This is a genomic window from Agrococcus carbonis (genome assembly GCF_900104705.1).
GTDB classification, from domain to species: Bacteria; Actinomycetota; Actinomycetes; order Actinomycetales; family Microbacteriaceae; genus Agrococcus; species Agrococcus carbonis.
Genome location: NZ_LT629734.1, coordinates 2,470,480 through 2,486,447, shown reverse-complemented (window position 1 = coordinate 2,486,447; position 15,968 = coordinate 2,470,480). Strand labels below are relative to the sequence as shown.

At 72.9% G+C, this 15,968-nt stretch carries 15 protein-coding genes; 1 reads left to right on the top strand and 14 read right to left on the bottom strand.

The window, feature by feature from the left end:
* Positions 1-34 precede the first annotated feature (34 nt).
* From dapA to dapB, 5 genes are read right to left on the bottom strand one after another with little or no spacing between them, the layout of a single operon-like run.
* Positions 35-1,006 (bottom strand): 4-hydroxy-tetrahydrodipicolinate synthase, encoded by a 972-nt coding sequence (dapA, locus tag BLT67_RS11920; protein WP_092667217.1) that lies wholly within the window; start codon positions 1,004-1,006, stop codon positions 35-37.
* Between the two features lie 55 nt (positions 1,007-1,061).
* Entirely contained in the window at positions 1,062-1,568 is a 507-nt protein-coding gene (locus BLT67_RS11915; RefSeq protein WP_092667216.1) for a dihydrofolate reductase, read from the bottom strand.
* A 1-nt stretch (position 1,569) separates the two neighbouring features.
* Complete coding sequence (locus BLT67_RS11910) at positions 1,570-2,373, bottom strand: thymidylate synthase (protein ID WP_092667660.1); 804 nt, start codon at positions 2,371-2,373, stop codon at positions 1,570-1,572.
* A 5-nt stretch (positions 2,374-2,378) separates the two neighbouring features.
* Positions 2,379-2,969: a hypothetical protein gene (locus BLT67_RS11905; protein WP_331712136.1), complete on the bottom strand. Its 591-nt coding sequence runs from the start codon at positions 2,967-2,969 to the stop codon at positions 2,379-2,381.
* Entirely contained in the window at positions 2,966-3,670 is a 705-nt protein-coding gene (dapB, locus tag BLT67_RS11900; protein ID WP_092667215.1) for a 4-hydroxy-tetrahydrodipicolinate reductase, read from the bottom strand. The genes BLT67_RS11905 and dapB overlap by 4 nt, the downstream gene beginning before the upstream one ends.
* Positions 3,671-3,748: 78 nt before the next feature.
* Between dapB and BLT67_RS11895 the strand changes: the two genes are divergently transcribed.
* On the top strand, positions 3,749-4,207 hold the full coding sequence (locus BLT67_RS11895) for a GNAT family N-acetyltransferase (protein WP_092667214.1): 459 nt from the start codon (positions 3,749-3,751) through the stop codon (positions 4,205-4,207).
* A 74-nt stretch (positions 4,208-4,281) separates the two neighbouring features.
* Here the strand turns inward: BLT67_RS11895 and BLT67_RS11890 are convergent, their stop codons facing one another.
* From BLT67_RS11890 to BLT67_RS11850, 9 genes are all read right to left on the bottom strand, one after another.
* On the bottom strand, positions 4,282-4,884 hold the full coding sequence (locus BLT67_RS11890) for a histidine phosphatase family protein (RefSeq protein WP_092667213.1): 603 nt from the start codon (positions 4,882-4,884) through the stop codon (positions 4,282-4,284).
* A gap of 64 nt (positions 4,885-4,948) precedes the next feature.
* A complete protein-coding gene (locus tag BLT67_RS11885) occupies positions 4,949-6,322 on the bottom strand; it encodes a M16 family metallopeptidase (protein WP_092667212.1) in 1,374 nt (457 codons plus the stop codon).
* Positions 6,323-6,783: 461 nt separating this feature from the next.
* Positions 6,784-9,072, bottom strand: a complete 2,289-nt coding sequence (locus BLT67_RS11880; RefSeq protein ID WP_092667211.1) for a polyribonucleotide nucleotidyltransferase — start codon at positions 9,070-9,072, stop codon at positions 6,784-6,786.
* A 253-nt stretch (positions 9,073-9,325) separates the two neighbouring features.
* Positions 9,326-9,595, bottom strand: a complete 270-nt coding sequence (rpsO, locus tag BLT67_RS11875; RefSeq protein ID WP_092667210.1) for a 30S ribosomal protein S15 — start codon at positions 9,593-9,595, stop codon at positions 9,326-9,328.
* Positions 9,596-9,718: 123 nt separating this feature from the next.
* On the bottom strand, positions 9,719-10,963 hold the full coding sequence (locus BLT67_RS11870) for a PrsW family intramembrane metalloprotease (RefSeq protein ID WP_092667209.1): 1,245 nt from the start codon (positions 10,961-10,963) through the stop codon (positions 9,719-9,721).
* Between the two features lie 22 nt (positions 10,964-10,985).
* Positions 10,986-12,482, bottom strand: a complete 1,497-nt coding sequence (locus tag BLT67_RS11865; protein ID WP_172802020.1) for an aspartate ammonia-lyase — start codon at positions 12,480-12,482, stop codon at positions 10,986-10,988.
* Positions 12,483-12,570: 88 nt separating this feature from the next.
* Positions 12,571-13,926, bottom strand: a complete 1,356-nt coding sequence (locus tag BLT67_RS11860; protein WP_092667207.1) for a kynureninase — start codon at positions 13,924-13,926, stop codon at positions 12,571-12,573.
* Positions 13,923-14,960, bottom strand: coding sequence for a hypothetical protein (locus BLT67_RS11855; RefSeq protein WP_092667206.1), 1,038 nt, complete (start codon positions 14,958-14,960; stop codon positions 13,923-13,925). Before BLT67_RS11855 ends, BLT67_RS11860 begins: the two co-directional genes overlap by 4 nt.
* The gene (locus tag BLT67_RS11850) at positions 14,957-15,826 is read right to left on the bottom strand and encodes a tryptophan 2,3-dioxygenase (protein ID WP_092667205.1); all 870 of its coding nucleotides are present in this window, start codon (positions 15,824-15,826) and stop codon (positions 14,957-14,959) included. The genes BLT67_RS11855 and BLT67_RS11850 overlap by 4 nt, the downstream gene beginning before the upstream one ends.
* Between the last annotated feature and the right edge of the window lie 142 nt (positions 15,827-15,968).

The following is a 15,968-nucleotide window of genomic DNA, read 5'->3' as shown; positions in this document are numbered from 1 at the left end:
CGCGCACCTCGCGCGCATGGATGTCGTTGGGCCGCTACCTCGTGGTGCCGTGCACCTGGGGCAGCGCGCCGCCGGCGGCCGCGTTGCGGTCCGGGCGGAAGCGGCTGAGGTCGAGGCCGTCGATGCCCTTCACGAGGGCGATCTCGTCCTCGATGAGAGCCGCCTCGGCGTCCTCGGGGCCGACCAGGGGCAGGCGCACGCGCGGGCTGCCGATGCGGCCGAGGCCGTGCAGGATGTACTTCGTCGACACCGTGCCGGGCACGTGCGTCATGGTGGCGCGCACGAGCGGCTCGAGCGCCTTGTGCTGCTCCTGCGCGGTGCGCAGATCGCCCGCGTTCACCGCGTCGATCATCGTGCGGTACGGGCGCGGGGCGATGTTGGCGGTGACGCCGATGAGGCCGGTCGCCCCGATCGCCAGGTGCGGGAGCACGTTGGCGTCGTCGCCCGAGAAGTAGAGCAGGTCGGTCTGATTGAGCACCCGGCTCACCTCGGCGAAGTCGCCCTTGGCGTCCTTCACGGCGAGGATGTTGGGGTGCTTCGCGGCCCGCAGGATGGTCTCGAAGCGGATCGGGATGCCCGACCGCCCCGGGATGTCGTAGAGGATGACCGGCAGGTCGGTCGCGTCGGCGATCATGCGGAAGTGCGTGAGCACACCCGCCTGGGTCGGCTTGTTGTAGTACGGCGTGACGATCATCACGCCGTCGGCGCCTGCCTGCTCGGCGTGCTTGTAGAGATCCATCGCGTGCGCGGTCTCGTTCGACCCGCCGCCCTGGATGATCTTCGCGCGGCTGCCGGCGACGGCCTTCGCGACCTCCACGAGCCGGATCTTCTCCGGATCGGTCAGGGTCGAGGTCTCACCGGTCGTGCCCGAGACGACGATGCCGTCGGCGCCGTGCGTGACGACGTCGTCGATCAGGCGCTCGACGTCGTCCCAGTCGACCTCACCGTCGGCGCGGAACGGGGTCACGAGCGCGACGAGCACCTGGCCGAAGGGATTGTCTGTCACCCCTCCAGGCTAGCGCGGCCCGCGCGCCGGACCGTGCGCACGTCCCAGCCGGCGGTCAGGCGCGCTCGAGCGTGCGGTAGCGGTAGCGCAGGCCCGTGCGGCTCTCGAGCCAGCCCTCGGCCGGCTCGCGGGCGACTTCGCGCCAGCCCTCCCCCGGCTCGGGCGCGACGGTGTCGCCCTCGGCGTCGAGGTCGATGTCGGTGATCTCGAGCACGTCGGCGCGGTCGAGCGCCTCGCGGTACACGCGACCGCCGCCGATGATCCACGCGTCGCCGCCCTCGGCGAGCCTGCCGGCGAGCACGAGTGCGTCCTCGAGCCCGCCCACGACCTGTGCGCCGGGAGCCTCGTACGACGCATCCGTCGTGATCACGATGTTCGCGCGGCCAGGCAGCGGGCGGAAGCGCGCGGGGAACGACTCCCACGTGCGTCGGCCCATCACCACCGGATGGCCCGTGGTGATGGCCTTGAAGCGCGCCATGTCCTCGGGCAGCGACCACGGCATGTCGCCGGCCTCGCCGATGACGCCGCCGCGCGCCTGCGCCCAGATCATGCCGATGCGCATGTCAGACCGCGACGGGCGCCTTGATGCCCGGGTGGTGCTGGTAGTCGACGACCTCGAAGTCGTCGAGCTCGTAGTCGAGGATGCTCTCGGGCCGGCGGCGGATGCGCAGGGTCGGGAGCGCGTACGGCTCGCGGGCGAGCTGGCGCTCGACCTGCTCGACGTGGTTGTCGTAGATGTGGCAGTCGCCGCCCGTCCACACGAAGTCGCCGACCTCGAGGCCCGTCTGCTGCGCGACCATGTGGGTGAGCAGGGCGTAGCTCGCGATGTTGAAGGGCACGCCGAGGAACATGTCGGCGGAGCGCTGGTAGAGCTGGCAGCTCAGGCGACCGCCCGTGACGTCGAACTGGAAGAACGCGTGGCAGGGCGCGAGCGCCATCTCGGGGATGTCGGCCGGGTTCCACGCCGAGACGATGTGGCGCCGCGAGTCGGGGTTCGTGCGGATCGACTCGACCACCTGCGCGATCTGGTCGATCGTGCCGCCGTGCGGGTCGGGCCACGAGCGCCACTGCACGCCGTAGACCGGGCCGAGCTCGCCGTCGGCGCGGGCCCACTCGTCCCAGATCGTCACGCCGCGCTCCTGGAGCCAGCGCACGTTGGAGTCGCCGCGCAGGAACCACAGCAGCTCGAGCGCGATCGACTTGAAGTGCACGCGCTTCGTGGTGATGAGCGGGAAGCCCTGGCTGAGGTCGTAGCGCAGCTGCCGGCCGAACACGCTGCGGGTGCCCGTGCCGGTGCGGTCGCCCTTGTGCTCGCCGTGGGCGAGCACGTCGGCGAGCAGCTGCTCGTACGGGTGCGCGGACTGCATCTCGGTCATCGTGCCTCCTGGCCTCCAGTGTCGCGCATCCGCCGCAGGTCGAGCGCCCGACGGGCCGCCATCCGCGCGCGCTTGCGATCGCGCGCGGCGTCGTACGCCATCGACAGCCGCAGCCACGACGCCCACGACTCCGGATGCGCCTCGACGTCGGCCCTCGCGACCGGGAAGGCGCGCTCGGCCGCGGCCCGATCGGCGCGGCCGCTCGGCGTCGCCGGGAGCGGCGCGGGCATGCCGCCGCTGGCGGCGAGCTCGCGCACGGCGCGGTCGAGGCGGATGCCGAAGACGAGCTCGCGCACGAGCGCCCACGCGCCCACGGCGGCGAGCACGATGAGCGCGACGCCGACGGCGATCCCGAGCGGCTGGCCGCTCGCGAAGAAGCCGACCGCGATCGCGCCCGCGACGACGACGTAGAGGGCGAGGGCCGCGGCCATCACGAGGGCGAGCGCCTTGCCGACCCGGGTGGGGGCGGTCGCGCTGCGGCCGGCGCCGTCTGCGCTCTCGGCGGCGGCGTCGCCGGTGGCGGCCGGCGGCGCGGGATGCTGGCCGCCCTCGTCGGGCGCCGCGCCGGCGGAGCGCTCCTCCGTCACGCGAGGCCCAGCAGGTCGCCGATGCCGACGGTGACGCCCGGCTGCGGCTCGGCGCGCAGGGCGAGCAGGATGCCCGCCGAGTACGAGTCGCTCGAAGTGGTGTCGTGGCGGATCGTGAGGGTCTCGCCGATGCCGCCGAAGATGACCTCCTGCCGCGCGACGACGCCCGGCAGCCGGATCGCGTGCACGGGCACGCCGGCGATGATCTCGCCGCGGCCGGGCTCGTCGGGAGTCGCCGGCTGGAAGCCGCGCACGGCGCCGATCGCCTCGGCGGTGCGCGTCGCGGTGCCGCTCGGCGCGTCGCGCTTGCGGTCGTGGTGCGCCTCGACGACCTCGACTGCGGTGAAGTGCTGCGCCGCGATCGTGGCGAGGTGCGTCTCGAGCACGCTGCCGAGCGAGAAGTTGGGCACGATGCGGATGCGGTCGCCGCCGCGGTCGCGGAGCGCGCGGATGCGCTCGTCGCTCCAGCCGCTCGTGCCGACCACGAGCGGCACGCCCGCGTCGCCGGCCGCCTCGACGAGGGTGGCGCTCGCAGCGAGCACGGTGGCGTCGAAGACGACGTCGAGGCCCGCGAGGTCGGTGCTCTCGCGCACGTCGACCTCCACCGGCTCGAGGTCGTCGGCCTCCTGGGCGAGCCGCAGCGCGAGCGATCCGAGCCTGCCGGTGGAGCCTGCGATGCCGACGCGCCTGGTGCCTGCCATGCGCTCCAGCCTACGGCGTGCCCGGCAGCGTGGACGGCGCGCGGCATCGCCACTCGGATGCGGTCGTAGGCTTGCGGGGTGACCGTCACGATCGCCCACGAGGACCCCGCGACCGAGGTCGCCCAGTCGCTGCTGCAGGCGTACTTCGCCGACCGCGCGATCACCTTCATCGGCGGGGTCTACCGGCCGAAGCCCGCCGACCCCGCGACGCTGCGGGCACCGGAGGGCGCGTTCCTCGTGGCGTGGAACGACGGCGAGCCGGTGGGCTGCGGCGCGCTGCGGCGCCTCGAGCCGCACCGCTTCGAGGTCAAGCACCTCTACGTCGCCCCGGCGGGCCGCGGGAAGGGCACCGGCGCGGCGCTGCTCTCCGCCCTCGAGGCGCGCGCAGTGGAGCTCGGCGCGACCGAGGTCGTGCTCGACACCAACTCGGCGCTCGCCGCCGCGAACGGGCTCTACACGAGCCGCGGCTACGCATCCATCCCGCCCTACAACGACAACCCCAACGCGACGCGCTGGTTCCGCAAGCCGCTCGCGTAGCGCCTCGCGCGGCCGCGCTCGGCCGATGCACGCCCGGTCGGCGGTTGCGTCAGCACGCCCGGGCGGCGGATGCGTCAGTAGGGCTGCGGGAGGGGCAGGCCCGTGCGGTCCTCGGGCGGCAGGTGACCGAGGTCGTTGTGCACGAGCAGCTGCGGCGGCTTGCCCGTGCGGCGGCGGATGATCGTCAGGCCGCAGTTGGCCTGGTTGAGGCTCATCCACTGCCATGACGGCGACTGCATGACCTCGCGCACGAACCAGCCGATGACGAAGTTGTGCGTGATGATGAGCTCGTTGACGTCGCCGCGGGAGGGCCGCAGCCACTGCTGACCGGCATCGTGCATCTGCGCCGCGCCCGCCTCTGCCTCGGCCGGGCGCACGCTCTTCAGGAACGGGTGGAAGCCCGCCGGCGTATCGGCGGTGAGCCCCGACGGGATGCAGTCGAGCAGCAGCGACGACTTCTCGAACTCCACCGCGGGCAGGCGCTGCTGCATGATCGCCGCCGTCTCGGTCGCCCGCTGGAGCGGGGAGGTCCATGCGTGGTCGAAGTGCACGCCCGAGAGCCGCTGCGCGATCGCCTGGGCCTGCCGCACGCCGCGGGCCGAGAGCCGGCCGTCGTCGACGCCGTGCTCCGCGTCGAGCTGCTCTCCGTGTCGGACCAGGTAGAGCAGATGCGCCATCGCTTCCTCCGGCTGGGCGCAGCGATGCGCCCGATGTCGTGACCTCGGACGCCTCCGCGTCCGCCTAGCGAGCGGCTGGGACCGCTTCCTCCACCGTACCCCGATCCGCCGACGCGACGAGCCGCTCGAGCCCGTCGGGCACCTGGCCCACTGCGGCGATCGACCGGGGACCTGCGGCGAGCTCGGCCGCGAGCGCGCGCAGATCCGCATCCGTGACGCGCTCGATGCGCTCGAGCGTGGCGTCGATGTCGAGGAACTCCCCGAGCGTCAGCTCGGCGCGGCCGAGCCGCGCCATGCGCGTGTCGCTCTCCTCGAGCGCGAGCGCCGAGCCGCCGGCGAGCTGCCCCTTCGCCCGGCGCAGCTCCTCCTCCGATGCGCCCTCGGCGAGGCGCTCGAGCTCGCCGAGCATGAGCTCGGCCACCTCGAGGGTCTTGTGCGGCTGGCAGGCCGCAGCCATGCCCATGAGGCCGGCGTCGGCATAGCCGGACGCGAACGAGTAGACGGAGTAGGCGAGCCCCCGCCGCTCGCGGATCTCCTGGAACAGGCGCGACGACATCCCGGCGCCGAGCACCGCGTTCAGCACCGCCATGGTGCTGCGGCGCGGGTCGTCGGCAGTGAGGCCCGGCGTGCCGAGCATGAGGCTCACCTGCTCGAGCGGTCGGCGCACCACCGTGAGCCCGCCGTCGGTGTACGGCTGCGGCGCGCTGTCGCGGCGCGGCGCGGGCGCCGCCTCGCCGAGCGACCAGCCGTAGCGGTGCAGCGCATCCTGCAGCTGCGCGACGACGGCGTCGTGGTCGACGGCGCCGGCGACGGTGACGACGAGCTCGCTCGGCGCGTAGTGCTCGCGGTAGTGCTCGGCGACGCGGTCGCGCGAGACGGCGCGGATCGATTCGTTCGTGCCGCCGATCGGCCGGCCGAGCGGCGCTTCGAGGCCGTGCACGAGCTCGCTGAGCCGCTCCCCCGCCACGTCGCCCGGGTCGTCGTCGGCCATCGCGAGCTCCTCGAGGATGACCTCGCGCTCGCGCTCGAACTCCTCCGCGTCGAGCAGCGACGACGTGATCATGTCGGCGAGCACGTCGACGGCCATCCCGAGATCCCGGTCGCGCACCTTCGCGTAGTAGCAGGTGTGCTCCTTGGCGGTGAGCGCGTTGTGCTCGCCGCCCACCTCGTCGAACGCCACCGCGATGTCGAAGGCGCTGCGCGTGCGCGTGCCCTTGAACAGCAGGTGCTCGAGGAAGTGCGTCGCGCCGCGCGCGTCGTCGCGCTCGTCGCGGGAGCCGACCGGCACCCAGAAGCCGACGGAGGCGCTCGCGGCCCCCGGCACCTGCTCGGTGAGCACGCGCACGCCGCTCGGCAGCACGCTGCGGCGCACCACGGTGCCGCCTGCGGCGCTGACGACGATCTCGGGGGTCTCGAGCGGGAGGAGGACGGCGGGCATCCGGCCAGTCTACGGCGTGGGGGCGGGGCGGGCCTCGTGGGGCGTGCGCGCTGTGGGGCGGGGGTCTCGTGACGCGTGCGGCTCCGCCGCGCGCTCCTCGACCAGCGAGGGGGCGGGGTGGTCTCGTGACGCGTGCGGCTCCGCCGCGCGCTCCTCGACCAGCGAGGGGGCGGGGTGGTCCCGTGACGCGTGCGGCTCCGCCGCCCGCTCCTCGACCAGCGAGCGGGCAGGGTGGTCTCGTGACGCGTGCGGCTCCGCCGCGCGCTCCTCGACCAGCGAGGGGGCAGGTGGTCTCGTGACGCGTGCGGCTCCGCCGCGCGCTCCTCGACCAGCGAGGGGGCAGGTGGTCTCGTGACGCGTGCGGCTGCGCTGCGCGCTCCTCGACCAGCGAGCGGGCAGGGGCGGAGACGACGGATGCCCCCACCGGGTGGTGGGGGCATCCGTCGTCGTGCGGGAGTCGGCTACTCGGCGGAGTCGGCCGAGACCGAGGAGACCGACGACTCGGCGTCGCCGCCGGCCGTGACCGGGGCGACCGGCTCCGACTCGTCGACGATCTCGAGCGAGAGCTTGCCGCGGTCGTCGATCTTCGTGATCTCGACCTGCAGCTTCTGGCCGACGGAGACGACGTCCTCGACCGACTCGATGCGCTTGCCGCCGTTGAGGGCGCGCATGGCGGTGACGTGCAGCAGGCCGTCGCGACCCGGCAGCAGCGAGACGAACGCGCCGAACGACGCGATCTTCACGACGGTGCCGAGGTACCGCTCGCCCACCTCGGGGTTGAGGGGGTTGGCGATCGCGTTGACCGCGGCGCGCGCGGCCTCGGCCGAGGGGCCGTCGACAGCGCCGATGTAGACCACACCGGTGTCCTCGATCGAGATCTGGGCGCCCGTGTCGTCCTGGATCTGGTTGATCGTCTTGCCCTTGGGGCCGATGAGCTCGCCGATCTTGTCGACCGGGATCTGCACGCTGATGACGCGCGGCGCGGTGGGCGCCATCTCGTCGGGGGCGTCGATCGCGGCGTTCAGGACCTCGAGGATCTTGGTGCGCGCCTCCTTCGCCTGCGTCAGCGCGCCGCCCAGCACCGAGGCGGGCAGGCCGGAGAGCTTCGTGTCGAGCTGGATCGCCGTGACGAACTCGGGCGTGCCGGCGACCTTGAAGTCCATGTCGCCGAGCGCGTCCTCGGCACCGAGGATGTCGGTGAGCGCCGCGTAGCGGGTCTCGCCGTCGACCTCGTCCGAGACGAGGCCCATCGCGATGCCCGCGACGGGCGCCTTGAGCGGCACGCCGGCGTTGAGCAGCGCGAGCGTCGAGGCGCACACCGAGCCCATCGACGTCGAGCCGTTCGAGCCGAGCGCCTCCGAGACCTGACGGATCGCGTAGGGGAACTCCTCGCGGCTCGGCAGCACCGGCACGAGCGCCCGCTCGGCGAGCGCGCCGTGGCCGATCTCGCGGCGCTTCGGGCTGCCGACGCGGCCCGTCTCGCCCGTCGAGTACGGCGGGAAGTTGTAGTTGTGCATGTAGCGCTTCGACGTGACCGGCGAGAGCGAGTCGATCTGCTGCTCGAGCTTGAGCATGTTGAGCGTCGTGATGCCCATGATCTGCGTCTCGCCGCGCTGGAAGATCGCGGAGCCGTGCACGCGCGGCACGACCGCGACCTCGGCGTCGAGCGGGCGGATGTCGGCCAGGCCGCGGCCGTCCATGCGGACGCCCTCGGTGAGGATGCGGCCGCGGACGACCTCCTTCGTCACCGCCTTGTAGGCACCCGAGACCTGCGTCGCGACGCTCGGCTCGAGCTCGCCGCGCTCGATGCGCGCGTTGATCTCCTGCTTGACCTGCTCCTTGAGCGCGTCGTCGGCGTCCTGGCGCTCGAGCTTGCCGGCGATCTGGTAGACCTCCGACAGGCGGTCCTTCGCGAGCTCGCGGACGGCCGAGAGAGCCTCGTCCGAGTACGGCGGGAAGAGCGGGTACTCCTGCGTCTCCTTGGCGGCGGTCTTCGCGACCTCGGCCTGCGCGGCGACGAGCTGCTTGATGAAGGGCTTCGAGGCCTCGAGGCCCTGGGCCACGACCTCCTCGGTCGGCTTGACGGCGCCGCCCTCGATGAGCTCCCACGCGTTGTCGGTGGCCTCGGCCTCGACCATCATGATCGCGACGTCCTCGACGCCCGCCGCATCCGTGACCACGCGGCCGGCGACGACCATGTTGAACACGGCCTGCTCGAGCTGCGAGTGCTTGGGGAACGCGACCCACTGGCCGTCGATGAGCGCGACGCGCACACCGCCGATGGGGCCGTCGAACGGCAGGCCCGAGAGCTGCGTCGACATGGACGCGGCGTTGATGGCGAGCACGTCGTAGAGCTCGTCGGGCTCGATCGCGAGCACCGTGACGACGACCTGCACCTCGTTGCGGATGCCCTCGACGAACGACGGGCGCAGCGGCCGGTCGATGAGGCGGCACGTGAGGATGGCGTCGGTCGAGGGGCGGCCCTCGCGACGGAAGAACGAGCCGGGGATGCGGCCCGCGGCGTACATGCGCTCCTCGACGTCGACCGTGAGCGGGAAGAAGTCGAAGTGGTCCTTCGGCTGCTTCGAGACGCTCGTCGCGCTCAGCAGCATGGTCTCTTCGTCGATGTAGGCGACAGCGGCGCCCTGCGCCTGCTGCGCGAGCCGGCCGGTCTCGAACCGGACGGTGCGGGTGCCGAAGCGGCCGTTGTCGATGACAGCCTCGGCGAACGTGATCTCAGGACCTTCCATGAAGGCCTCTCCTCTCCTGTGCCCGGGGAGGGCACGACTTCGCGGTCGTGCGCCTTCGCGGCACGGAGTGGTCATCAGTGGAGGAGGTCGAAGCGACTTCGGCGTCCTCCACCAACGACCAGCCCTGAGCGGGTGCGAGCGGGCGCGCGACGGCCGCAGATGCGGCCGCGCCAAGGCTACCAGCCCGCGCCCCGAAACAGCAGGAAGGGCCGATCCCGCGGGATCGGCCCTTCCTGGACGCTTCAGATGGCGCTCAGCGGCGGAGGCCCAGGCGCTCGATCAGCGAGCGGTAGCGCTCGATGTCGACGTCCTGGAGGTAGCCGAGCAGGCGGCGACGCTGACCGACGAGCAGCAGCAGGCCACGACGCGAGTGGTGGTCGTGCTTGTGCTCCTTCAGGTGCTCGGTGAGGTCCTTGATGCGGCGCGACAGGATCGCGACCTGCACCTCGGGGCTCCCGGTGTCGCCCTCGTGCGTGGCGTACTCCTCGATGATGGCCTTCTTGATCTCTGCGTTCAGGCTCATGTGTGAGACCCCTCTCTCCTCGCAGCGCGGTGCCCGTGCCCAGTGCACGAGCGCTCTTTGTCCGCGGCCGATTCACGGCAACCGGCCAAGACTACCAGGGATCCGGCGACCGCGGGGCGCAGCTCATCGACGGGGCGGCCAGCCCTCGAGGTCGCCGAAGCGCTGCACGCGCTCCCCCGTCCGCGCGGCGACCGGTGCGCCGAGCGGCGCGTGCACCGACGGTCCGAGCGCGGCGCCGAGCATCGAGCGCCGGTGGTGCATGAGCGTCGCGAGCAGCGACGCCTCGTCGGCGGCGTGGCCGGTGACGTGCCGGCCGACGAGCGCGCGCTGCCGGTGGTTGGCGAGGCGGGTCGCCGTCTGGATGTAGGCGTGCATGTGCCGGCCGAGCCCGCGCCGCCTCGCCCAGGCCATGAGGAGCGCGCGGCCGTCGCCCGACGCGAGCCGCTCGACCTCCTGCGGCGTGAACCAGCCGGCGCGCCCGTAGTCGTGCAGCCGCGCGCGGGTGATGCGGATCTCCTGCCGCAGCAGCAGCCACACGAGCCCCGCCGCGAGCACGCACAGCGGCACCTGCACGACGAGGTAGTAGACGAAGAAGCCGATCGTGCCGCCTGGCACCCAGAAGCTCGCCGAGTTCCACAGCGCGTGCAGGCCGGCCGAGACGAGGTAGCCCGCGGGGAACGTCAGCAGCATCCACCACCGCGAGCGCAGCCGTGCCGTGAGCCCGAGCGCGAGGCCGACGCCGACGGCGGTGAAGATCGCGTGGGTCAGCGGGCTCATGATGCCGCGGAGGAAGAAGATGAACGAGCCGTCGCCGCTGTCGGACAGCGTGGTGCCGAAGTAGAGGATGTTCTCGGTGAAGGCGAACCCGGCCGCCGACAGCGCCGCGAAGACGATGCCGTCGACCGGCCCGTCGAAGGTCCTGCGGAAGAACAGGAACATGATCACGACCGGGACGGCCTTCCACAGCTCCTCGGTGATCGGCGCCTGGACGACCGTGGCGTAGAGCTCGAACTGCTCCTGCGTGTCGAGGTGCGGCACGACGAGCGGCTGCAGCACCGCCTCGTTGAGCCACAGCGTCAGGAGCACCGCCGCGACCCCGCCCCACAGCGCCGAGAACCACATCGCGATGCGGGGCTCGGGCTCCCAGCGATCGATCGCGAGCACCGCCCAGATCACGAAGCCGAGCGGGAACAGGGCCATGACGCCGGCGAGCGCGACCGTGATGGGGCTGCCGATCGCGCCGCCGAGGATGAGGATGACGCCGAACGAGGCGAGCCCGAGCACGACGACGCCGATCACGCCGAGGATGAGCCCGACGTTCGGGCCGCCGGTGCGGACGAGCGGCGACAGCGGGGCGGGGGCACTCACGCGAGGAGCGTACCGAGCGGCGCTACTCGTCGTCGTCGATGCTGATGACCGGGATCGACTGCGTGACGGGCTCGAGGCCCGACAGCCGCGCCGGCTGCAGCAGCTTCTCGACCCGCTCGCGATCCATGAGCCCCGCCTCGACGACGAGGTCGGCGATCGACTGGTGGCTCGTGAGCGCCTGGTGCGCGAGCTTCGCCGAATCGGCGTAGCCGAGGTAGGGCGTGAGCGCGGTGACCACGCCGACCGACGTGCCGACCATGACGTCGAGCCGCTCGCGGTTGGCCTCGATGCCGTCGACGCAGTTGACGCGCAGCGTCATGCACGCCTGCGTCATCCAGTGCAGGCTCTGCAGGATCGAGTGGGCGATCACGGGCTCGAAGGCGTTGAGCTGCAGCTGCCCGCCCTCGGAGGCCGCGGTGACCGTCGCATCCGACCCGATGACCGCGAACGCGACCTGGTTCACGACCTCGGGGATGACGGGGTTGACCTTGCCCGGCATGATCGACGAGCCCGCCTGCTTCGCGGGCAGCATGATCTCGCCGAAGCCGGCCTGCGGCCCCGACGAGAGCAGCCGCAGGTCGTTGCAGATCTTCGAGAGCTTCACGGCGCAGCGCTTGAGCACGCCCGAGAGGGTCATGAACACGCCCGTGTCGCTCGTCGCCTCGATGAGGTCGCTCGCGGTGACGATCGGGAGGCCCGTGAGCTCGGCGAGGTGGCGCGCGGCGGCCTCGGCGTAGCGGGGGTCGGCGGTGATGCCGGTGCCGATCGCGGTCGCGCCGAGGTTGACCTCGCTGAGCCACTGGATGGTCTCGCTCAAGCGGTCGTAGTCCTCGCGCAGCGTCACGGCGAAGCCGTGGAACTCCTGGCCGAGCGTCATGGGCACGGCGTCCTGCAGCTGGGTGCGGCCGACCTTGAGCACGTCCCGGAACTCGTCGCCCTTGCGGTCGAACGCATCCGTCAGCCGGGCCAGCTCGTCGAGCAGGCGGCGCAGCGTGAACGACATCGCGACCTTGATGGAGGTCGGGTAGGTGTCGTTGGTCGACTGCGAGCGGTTGACGTCGTCGATCGGGCTGAAGTGCTCGTACGCGCCCTTGGGGTGGCCGAGCTCGACGAGGCACGCGTTGGCGATGACCTCGTTGGTGTTCATGTTGGTCGAGGTGCCCGCGCCGCCCTGGATGACGCCGACCTTGAACTGGTCGTGCAGCTCGCCGCCGCGGATGCGTCGGCAGACGCGGTCGATGAGGTCGGCCTTGTCGGGATCGAGCGAGCCGATCTCGCGGTTCGCGCGCGCGCACGCCTGCTTGACGACCGCGAGCGCGTTGACGAGGTCGGAGTAGACCGAGATGGAGCGGCCCGTGATGGGGAAGTTCTGCAGCGCGCGCTCGGTGTGGATGCCCCAGTAGGCGTCGGCCGGCACCGGCAGCTCGCCGAGCGAGTCGCGCTCGATGCGCGTCGGGCCGGAGATCGTGTGCTCCCCCTGCGGCGCGGGGTCGAGCTTGTAGGCGGGGATGTCGGTCATGGCTGGCTCCATTGCCTCGGGGGGCCTCGTGGGCGGCGTGGGTCGGTGCGGGAGATCTCCCCGCGCCTCGAGCCTAGCCCGAGCGGCATCACCAGGCCGGGCGCCCCGACCGCGCGAGCTGGCGGCCGAGCGCGGCGATGCCGGCCTCGACCTCGGCGAAGGTCGTCGACAGCGGCGAGAGGCCGATGCGGATGCCGTCGGGCGCGCGGAAGTCGCCGATGACGCCCTGTCGCCACAGCGCCGCGTTGACCTCGCGGAACGACGGATGCGTGACCGTCAGGTGGCTGCCCCGGTGCGGCCCGGCCGGCGGGCTCGCGAGCACGGGTCGGCGACCGCCCACCTCGAGCGGCAGCACGTGCTCGGCGAGCGCGGCCTCGGCGAAGCCCGTGAGCGCGATCGACTTCTCGTGGATCGCCGGGATGCCCACGTGCTCGATCAGCTCGACCATCGCCTCGAGCGCGACCGTCGCGAGCACGGGCGGTGTGCCGCTCAGGAAGCGGCGCAGATCCGGCGCCGCGCGGTAGTGGCGCTCCATCGAGAAGACGTCGGCGGCGCCCATCCACCCCTGGATGGGCTGGGCGAGCTCGCCCTGCAGCCGCTCGGCGACGTAGCCGAACGCCGGTGAGCCCGGCCCGCCGTTCAGGTACTTGTACGTGCACCCGACGGCGAGATCGGCGCCCCACGCGTCGAGCTCGGTGGGGATGACGCCGGTCGAGTGGCAGAGGTCCCACAGCACGAGCGCCCCCGCCTCGTGCACGGCGGCGGTGATGGCGGGCACGTCGGCGACGAAGCCCGAGCGGTACGCGACGTGGCTGAGGACGACGAGCGCGGTGCGCTCCCCGACCGCCTCGCGCACCTGCTCGAGCGCCACCCCGGCGGCGGGGTCCGCCTCGATCCAGCGGACCGTGAGCCCGCGCTCGGCGGCGACCCCCTCCACGACGAAGCGGTCGGTGGGGAAGTTGTCGTCGTCGATCACGATCTCGGTGCGCTCGGGGTCCTGCGCGACCTGGTGGTCGACGGCGGCGCGCACGAGCTTGTAGAGCAGCACGGTGGTCGAGTCGCCGATGAACGCCTGCCCGGCCGCGGCCCCGACGAGCCGGCCGAGGCGATCGCCGAGGGCGAAGGGCCGCTCCATCCACTGCTCGTCCCACGCGCGGATGAGCCGCTGCCCCCAGTCGCGCTCGATGAAGGCCCCGTACCGCTCGGGGAGGGCTGCGAGCGGCCGTCCGAGGGAGTTGCCGTCGAGGTAGGCGATGACGTCGCCGTCGCGCACGAACGCGCTCGTGTGGGCGGCGAGCGGGTCGGCGGCGTCGAGCGCGGCGGCCGCGGATGCGGTGCCGCGCGCCGGGGCGTCGGCGTCGCTCCGGGCGGCGGGGTCGACGTCGGCGCGGTCGAGGCCGGCGGGGTCGAGGCCAGCTGGGTCGAGGTCCGTGCGGTCGGTCATGCGAGCTCCTGGGCGATCGAGCGGATGTGGGTCGGTCGGGCGCGATCGAGCGCGGCGAGGACCGCCGCGTCGCCGTCGACGCCCGGCGGCAGCAGGCTCACGGTCGGCCCCGGCGGCAGGAGCCGCTCGGCGAGCAGCGCGTCGACGAGCGCCCCGCCGTCGACGCCCGCGCGGCGCAGCGCCGCGAGCTCCCGCGGGTCGAGGTCGAGGCGGCCGATGCCGTTGCCGAGGTCGGAGCCGTAGGCGACCGCTCCCCCGGCTGCGGCGAAGCGGGCGAGGTTGTCGGTCGCGCGGGCGAGGGCCGCCGCGTCGCCGTCGCGCTCGTGCATCGCGAGCGTCGAGATCCACGTCTGGCGCTTCGCGGCGGCCGCGACGACCGCGTCGCTCAGCCGCTCGGTCCACGGGGTGTGCGCGAGCACGTCGACGCCGGCCGCGAGCGCGCGCTCGGCCTGCCCGGCGCCCTGCGCGTGCGCGACGAGCGGCAGCCCTGCGGCGCGGGCCTCGGCGGCGATCGCCGCGAGCAGCGCGTCGTCGGGCACGGGTCCTGCCTCGCTGTTGAGCGCGAGCTTGACGACGGATGCGCCGGCGGCGGCCCGTGCGCGGATGGCGCGCGCCGCGTCGCTCGCGGTCGCGACGCCCACGACCGCCGCCGGCGGCGCCCATGCGCGATCCGACGGGTACCCGCCGGGCGCCGTGAGGAAGGGGCCGGCAACTCCCACGTCGAGCCCGGGGTGCGCGGCGGTCGTGGCCGCGACGAGCGCCGGCAGCGCCGCAGGGTCCCAGCCGAGGTCGAGGACGCGCGCGAGCGTCGTCGGCCTCCCCTCGGCGGCATCGGCGAGCCCGAGGTGCACATGCGCGTCGGTGATCGGCGGCAGCAGCGTCGCGTCGATGCGGATCGGGGCCGTCGGCTCCGGAGTCGCGCTGCCCGCATCGACGAGGGCGATGCCCGTCTCGCTCAGGGCGACGAGCGCATCCGCCACCCAGGTGCCCGCGACGCGCGCGTGCGCGACGCGGGCGACGACGGGCCCCGTCACGCCCCGATCCGGGTGCGGACGGCGTAGAGCTCGGGGAAGAACGTCAGCTCGAGCGCGCGCTGGAGGAAGCCGACGCCGCTCGAGCCGCCGGTGCCGCGCTTCATCCCGATCGTGCGGGTGACGGTGCGGAGGTGCCGGAAGCGCCAGAACTGGAAGTTGTCCTCGAGGTCGACGAGCTCCTCGCACGCCTCGTACGCGCGCCAGTGCACCGCATCCGTCTGCTCGCCCGCGCTCTCGTAGATCGCCTGCAGCACCGGCACGAGCGCCTCGTTGTAGACGTGCGCCTTCGTGACGTCGCGTTCGAGGATCTCGGTCGGCACCGCGTGGCCGGCTCGCGCGAGGTGGCGCAGGAACTCGTCGTAGAGGCTCGGCCGGTGCAGCTCGGCCTCGAGCGCCGCGTGCTCGGCGGGGCTCGCCTCGAACACCTTGAGCATCTGCTCGTGCTTGTTGCCGAGCGCGAACTCCACCTGCCGGTACTGCGCCGACTGGAACCCGGAGGCGCTCGCGAGCGAGCCGCGGAACTGCGCGTACTCGGTGGGCGTGAGGGTCGCGAGCACCGACCACTGCTGCGTGAGCACCTCCTGGATGTGCTTGACGCGCGCGATGCGCTTGAGCGCCGCCCCCAGGTCGTCGGCAGCGAGCAGCGTGCGCGCGTCGTCGAGCTCGTGGATGACGAGCTTGAGCCACAGCTCGGTCGTCTGGTGCTGGATGATGAACAGCAGCTCGTCGTGGTGCTCGGGATCGCTCACCGGGTGCTGGCTCGCCAGCAGCGTGTCGAGCCCCAGGTAGGAGCCGTACGACATGCGCTCGCGCAGGTCAGTGACGACGCCCTCCTCGATCTCGCGGGTGTTGTGCTCGACGGCCACGGGTCCTCCTCGACGTGTGGCCTCCACGGTAACGCGGTGCGGCGGCCGCTGGTGCGGGGCGGGCGCGCGGGCAGCTGCGGGCGGTTGCGCGACGGGCGCGCTGTTAGCTGCGGGCGGGTGCGCGGCGGTCGCACTCCGGGCG

What these genes read in the sequence shown, in the direction of transcription:
- BLT67_RS11860 (WP_092667207.1), bottom strand. Translation starts at nt 13,926, where the DNA reads ATGACCGACCGCACGGACCTCGACCCAGCTGGCCTCGACCCCGCCGGC.
- BLT67_RS11915 (WP_092667216.1), bottom strand. Translation starts at nt 1,568, where the DNA reads ATGCGCATCGGCATGATCTGGGCGCAGGCGCGCGGCGGCGTCATCGGC.
- rpsO (WP_092667210.1), bottom strand. Translation starts at nt 9,595, where the DNA reads ATGAGCCTGAACGCAGAGATCAAGAAGGCCATCATCGAGGAGTACGCC.
- BLT67_RS11880 (WP_092667211.1), bottom strand. Translation starts at nt 9,072, where the DNA reads ATGGAAGGTCCTGAGATCACGTTCGCCGAGGCTGTCATCGACAACGGC.
- BLT67_RS11890 (WP_092667213.1), bottom strand. Translation starts at nt 4,884, where the DNA reads ATGGCGCATCTGCTCTACCTGGTCCGACACGGAGAGCAGCTCGACGCG.
- BLT67_RS11885 (WP_092667212.1), bottom strand. Translation starts at nt 6,322, where the DNA reads ATGCCCGCCGTCCTCCTCCCGCTCGAGACCCCCGAGATCGTCGTCAGC.
- dapB (WP_092667215.1), bottom strand. Translation starts at nt 3,670, where the DNA reads ATGGCAGGCACCAGGCGCGTCGGCATCGCAGGCTCCACCGGCAGGCTC.
- BLT67_RS11910 (WP_092667660.1), bottom strand. Translation starts at nt 2,373, where the DNA reads ATGCAGTCCGCGCACCCGTACGAGCAGCTGCTCGCCGACGTGCTCGCC.
- BLT67_RS11865 (WP_172802020.1), bottom strand. Translation starts at nt 12,482, where the DNA reads ATGACCGACATCCCCGCCTACAAGCTCGACCCCGCGCCGCAGGGGGAG.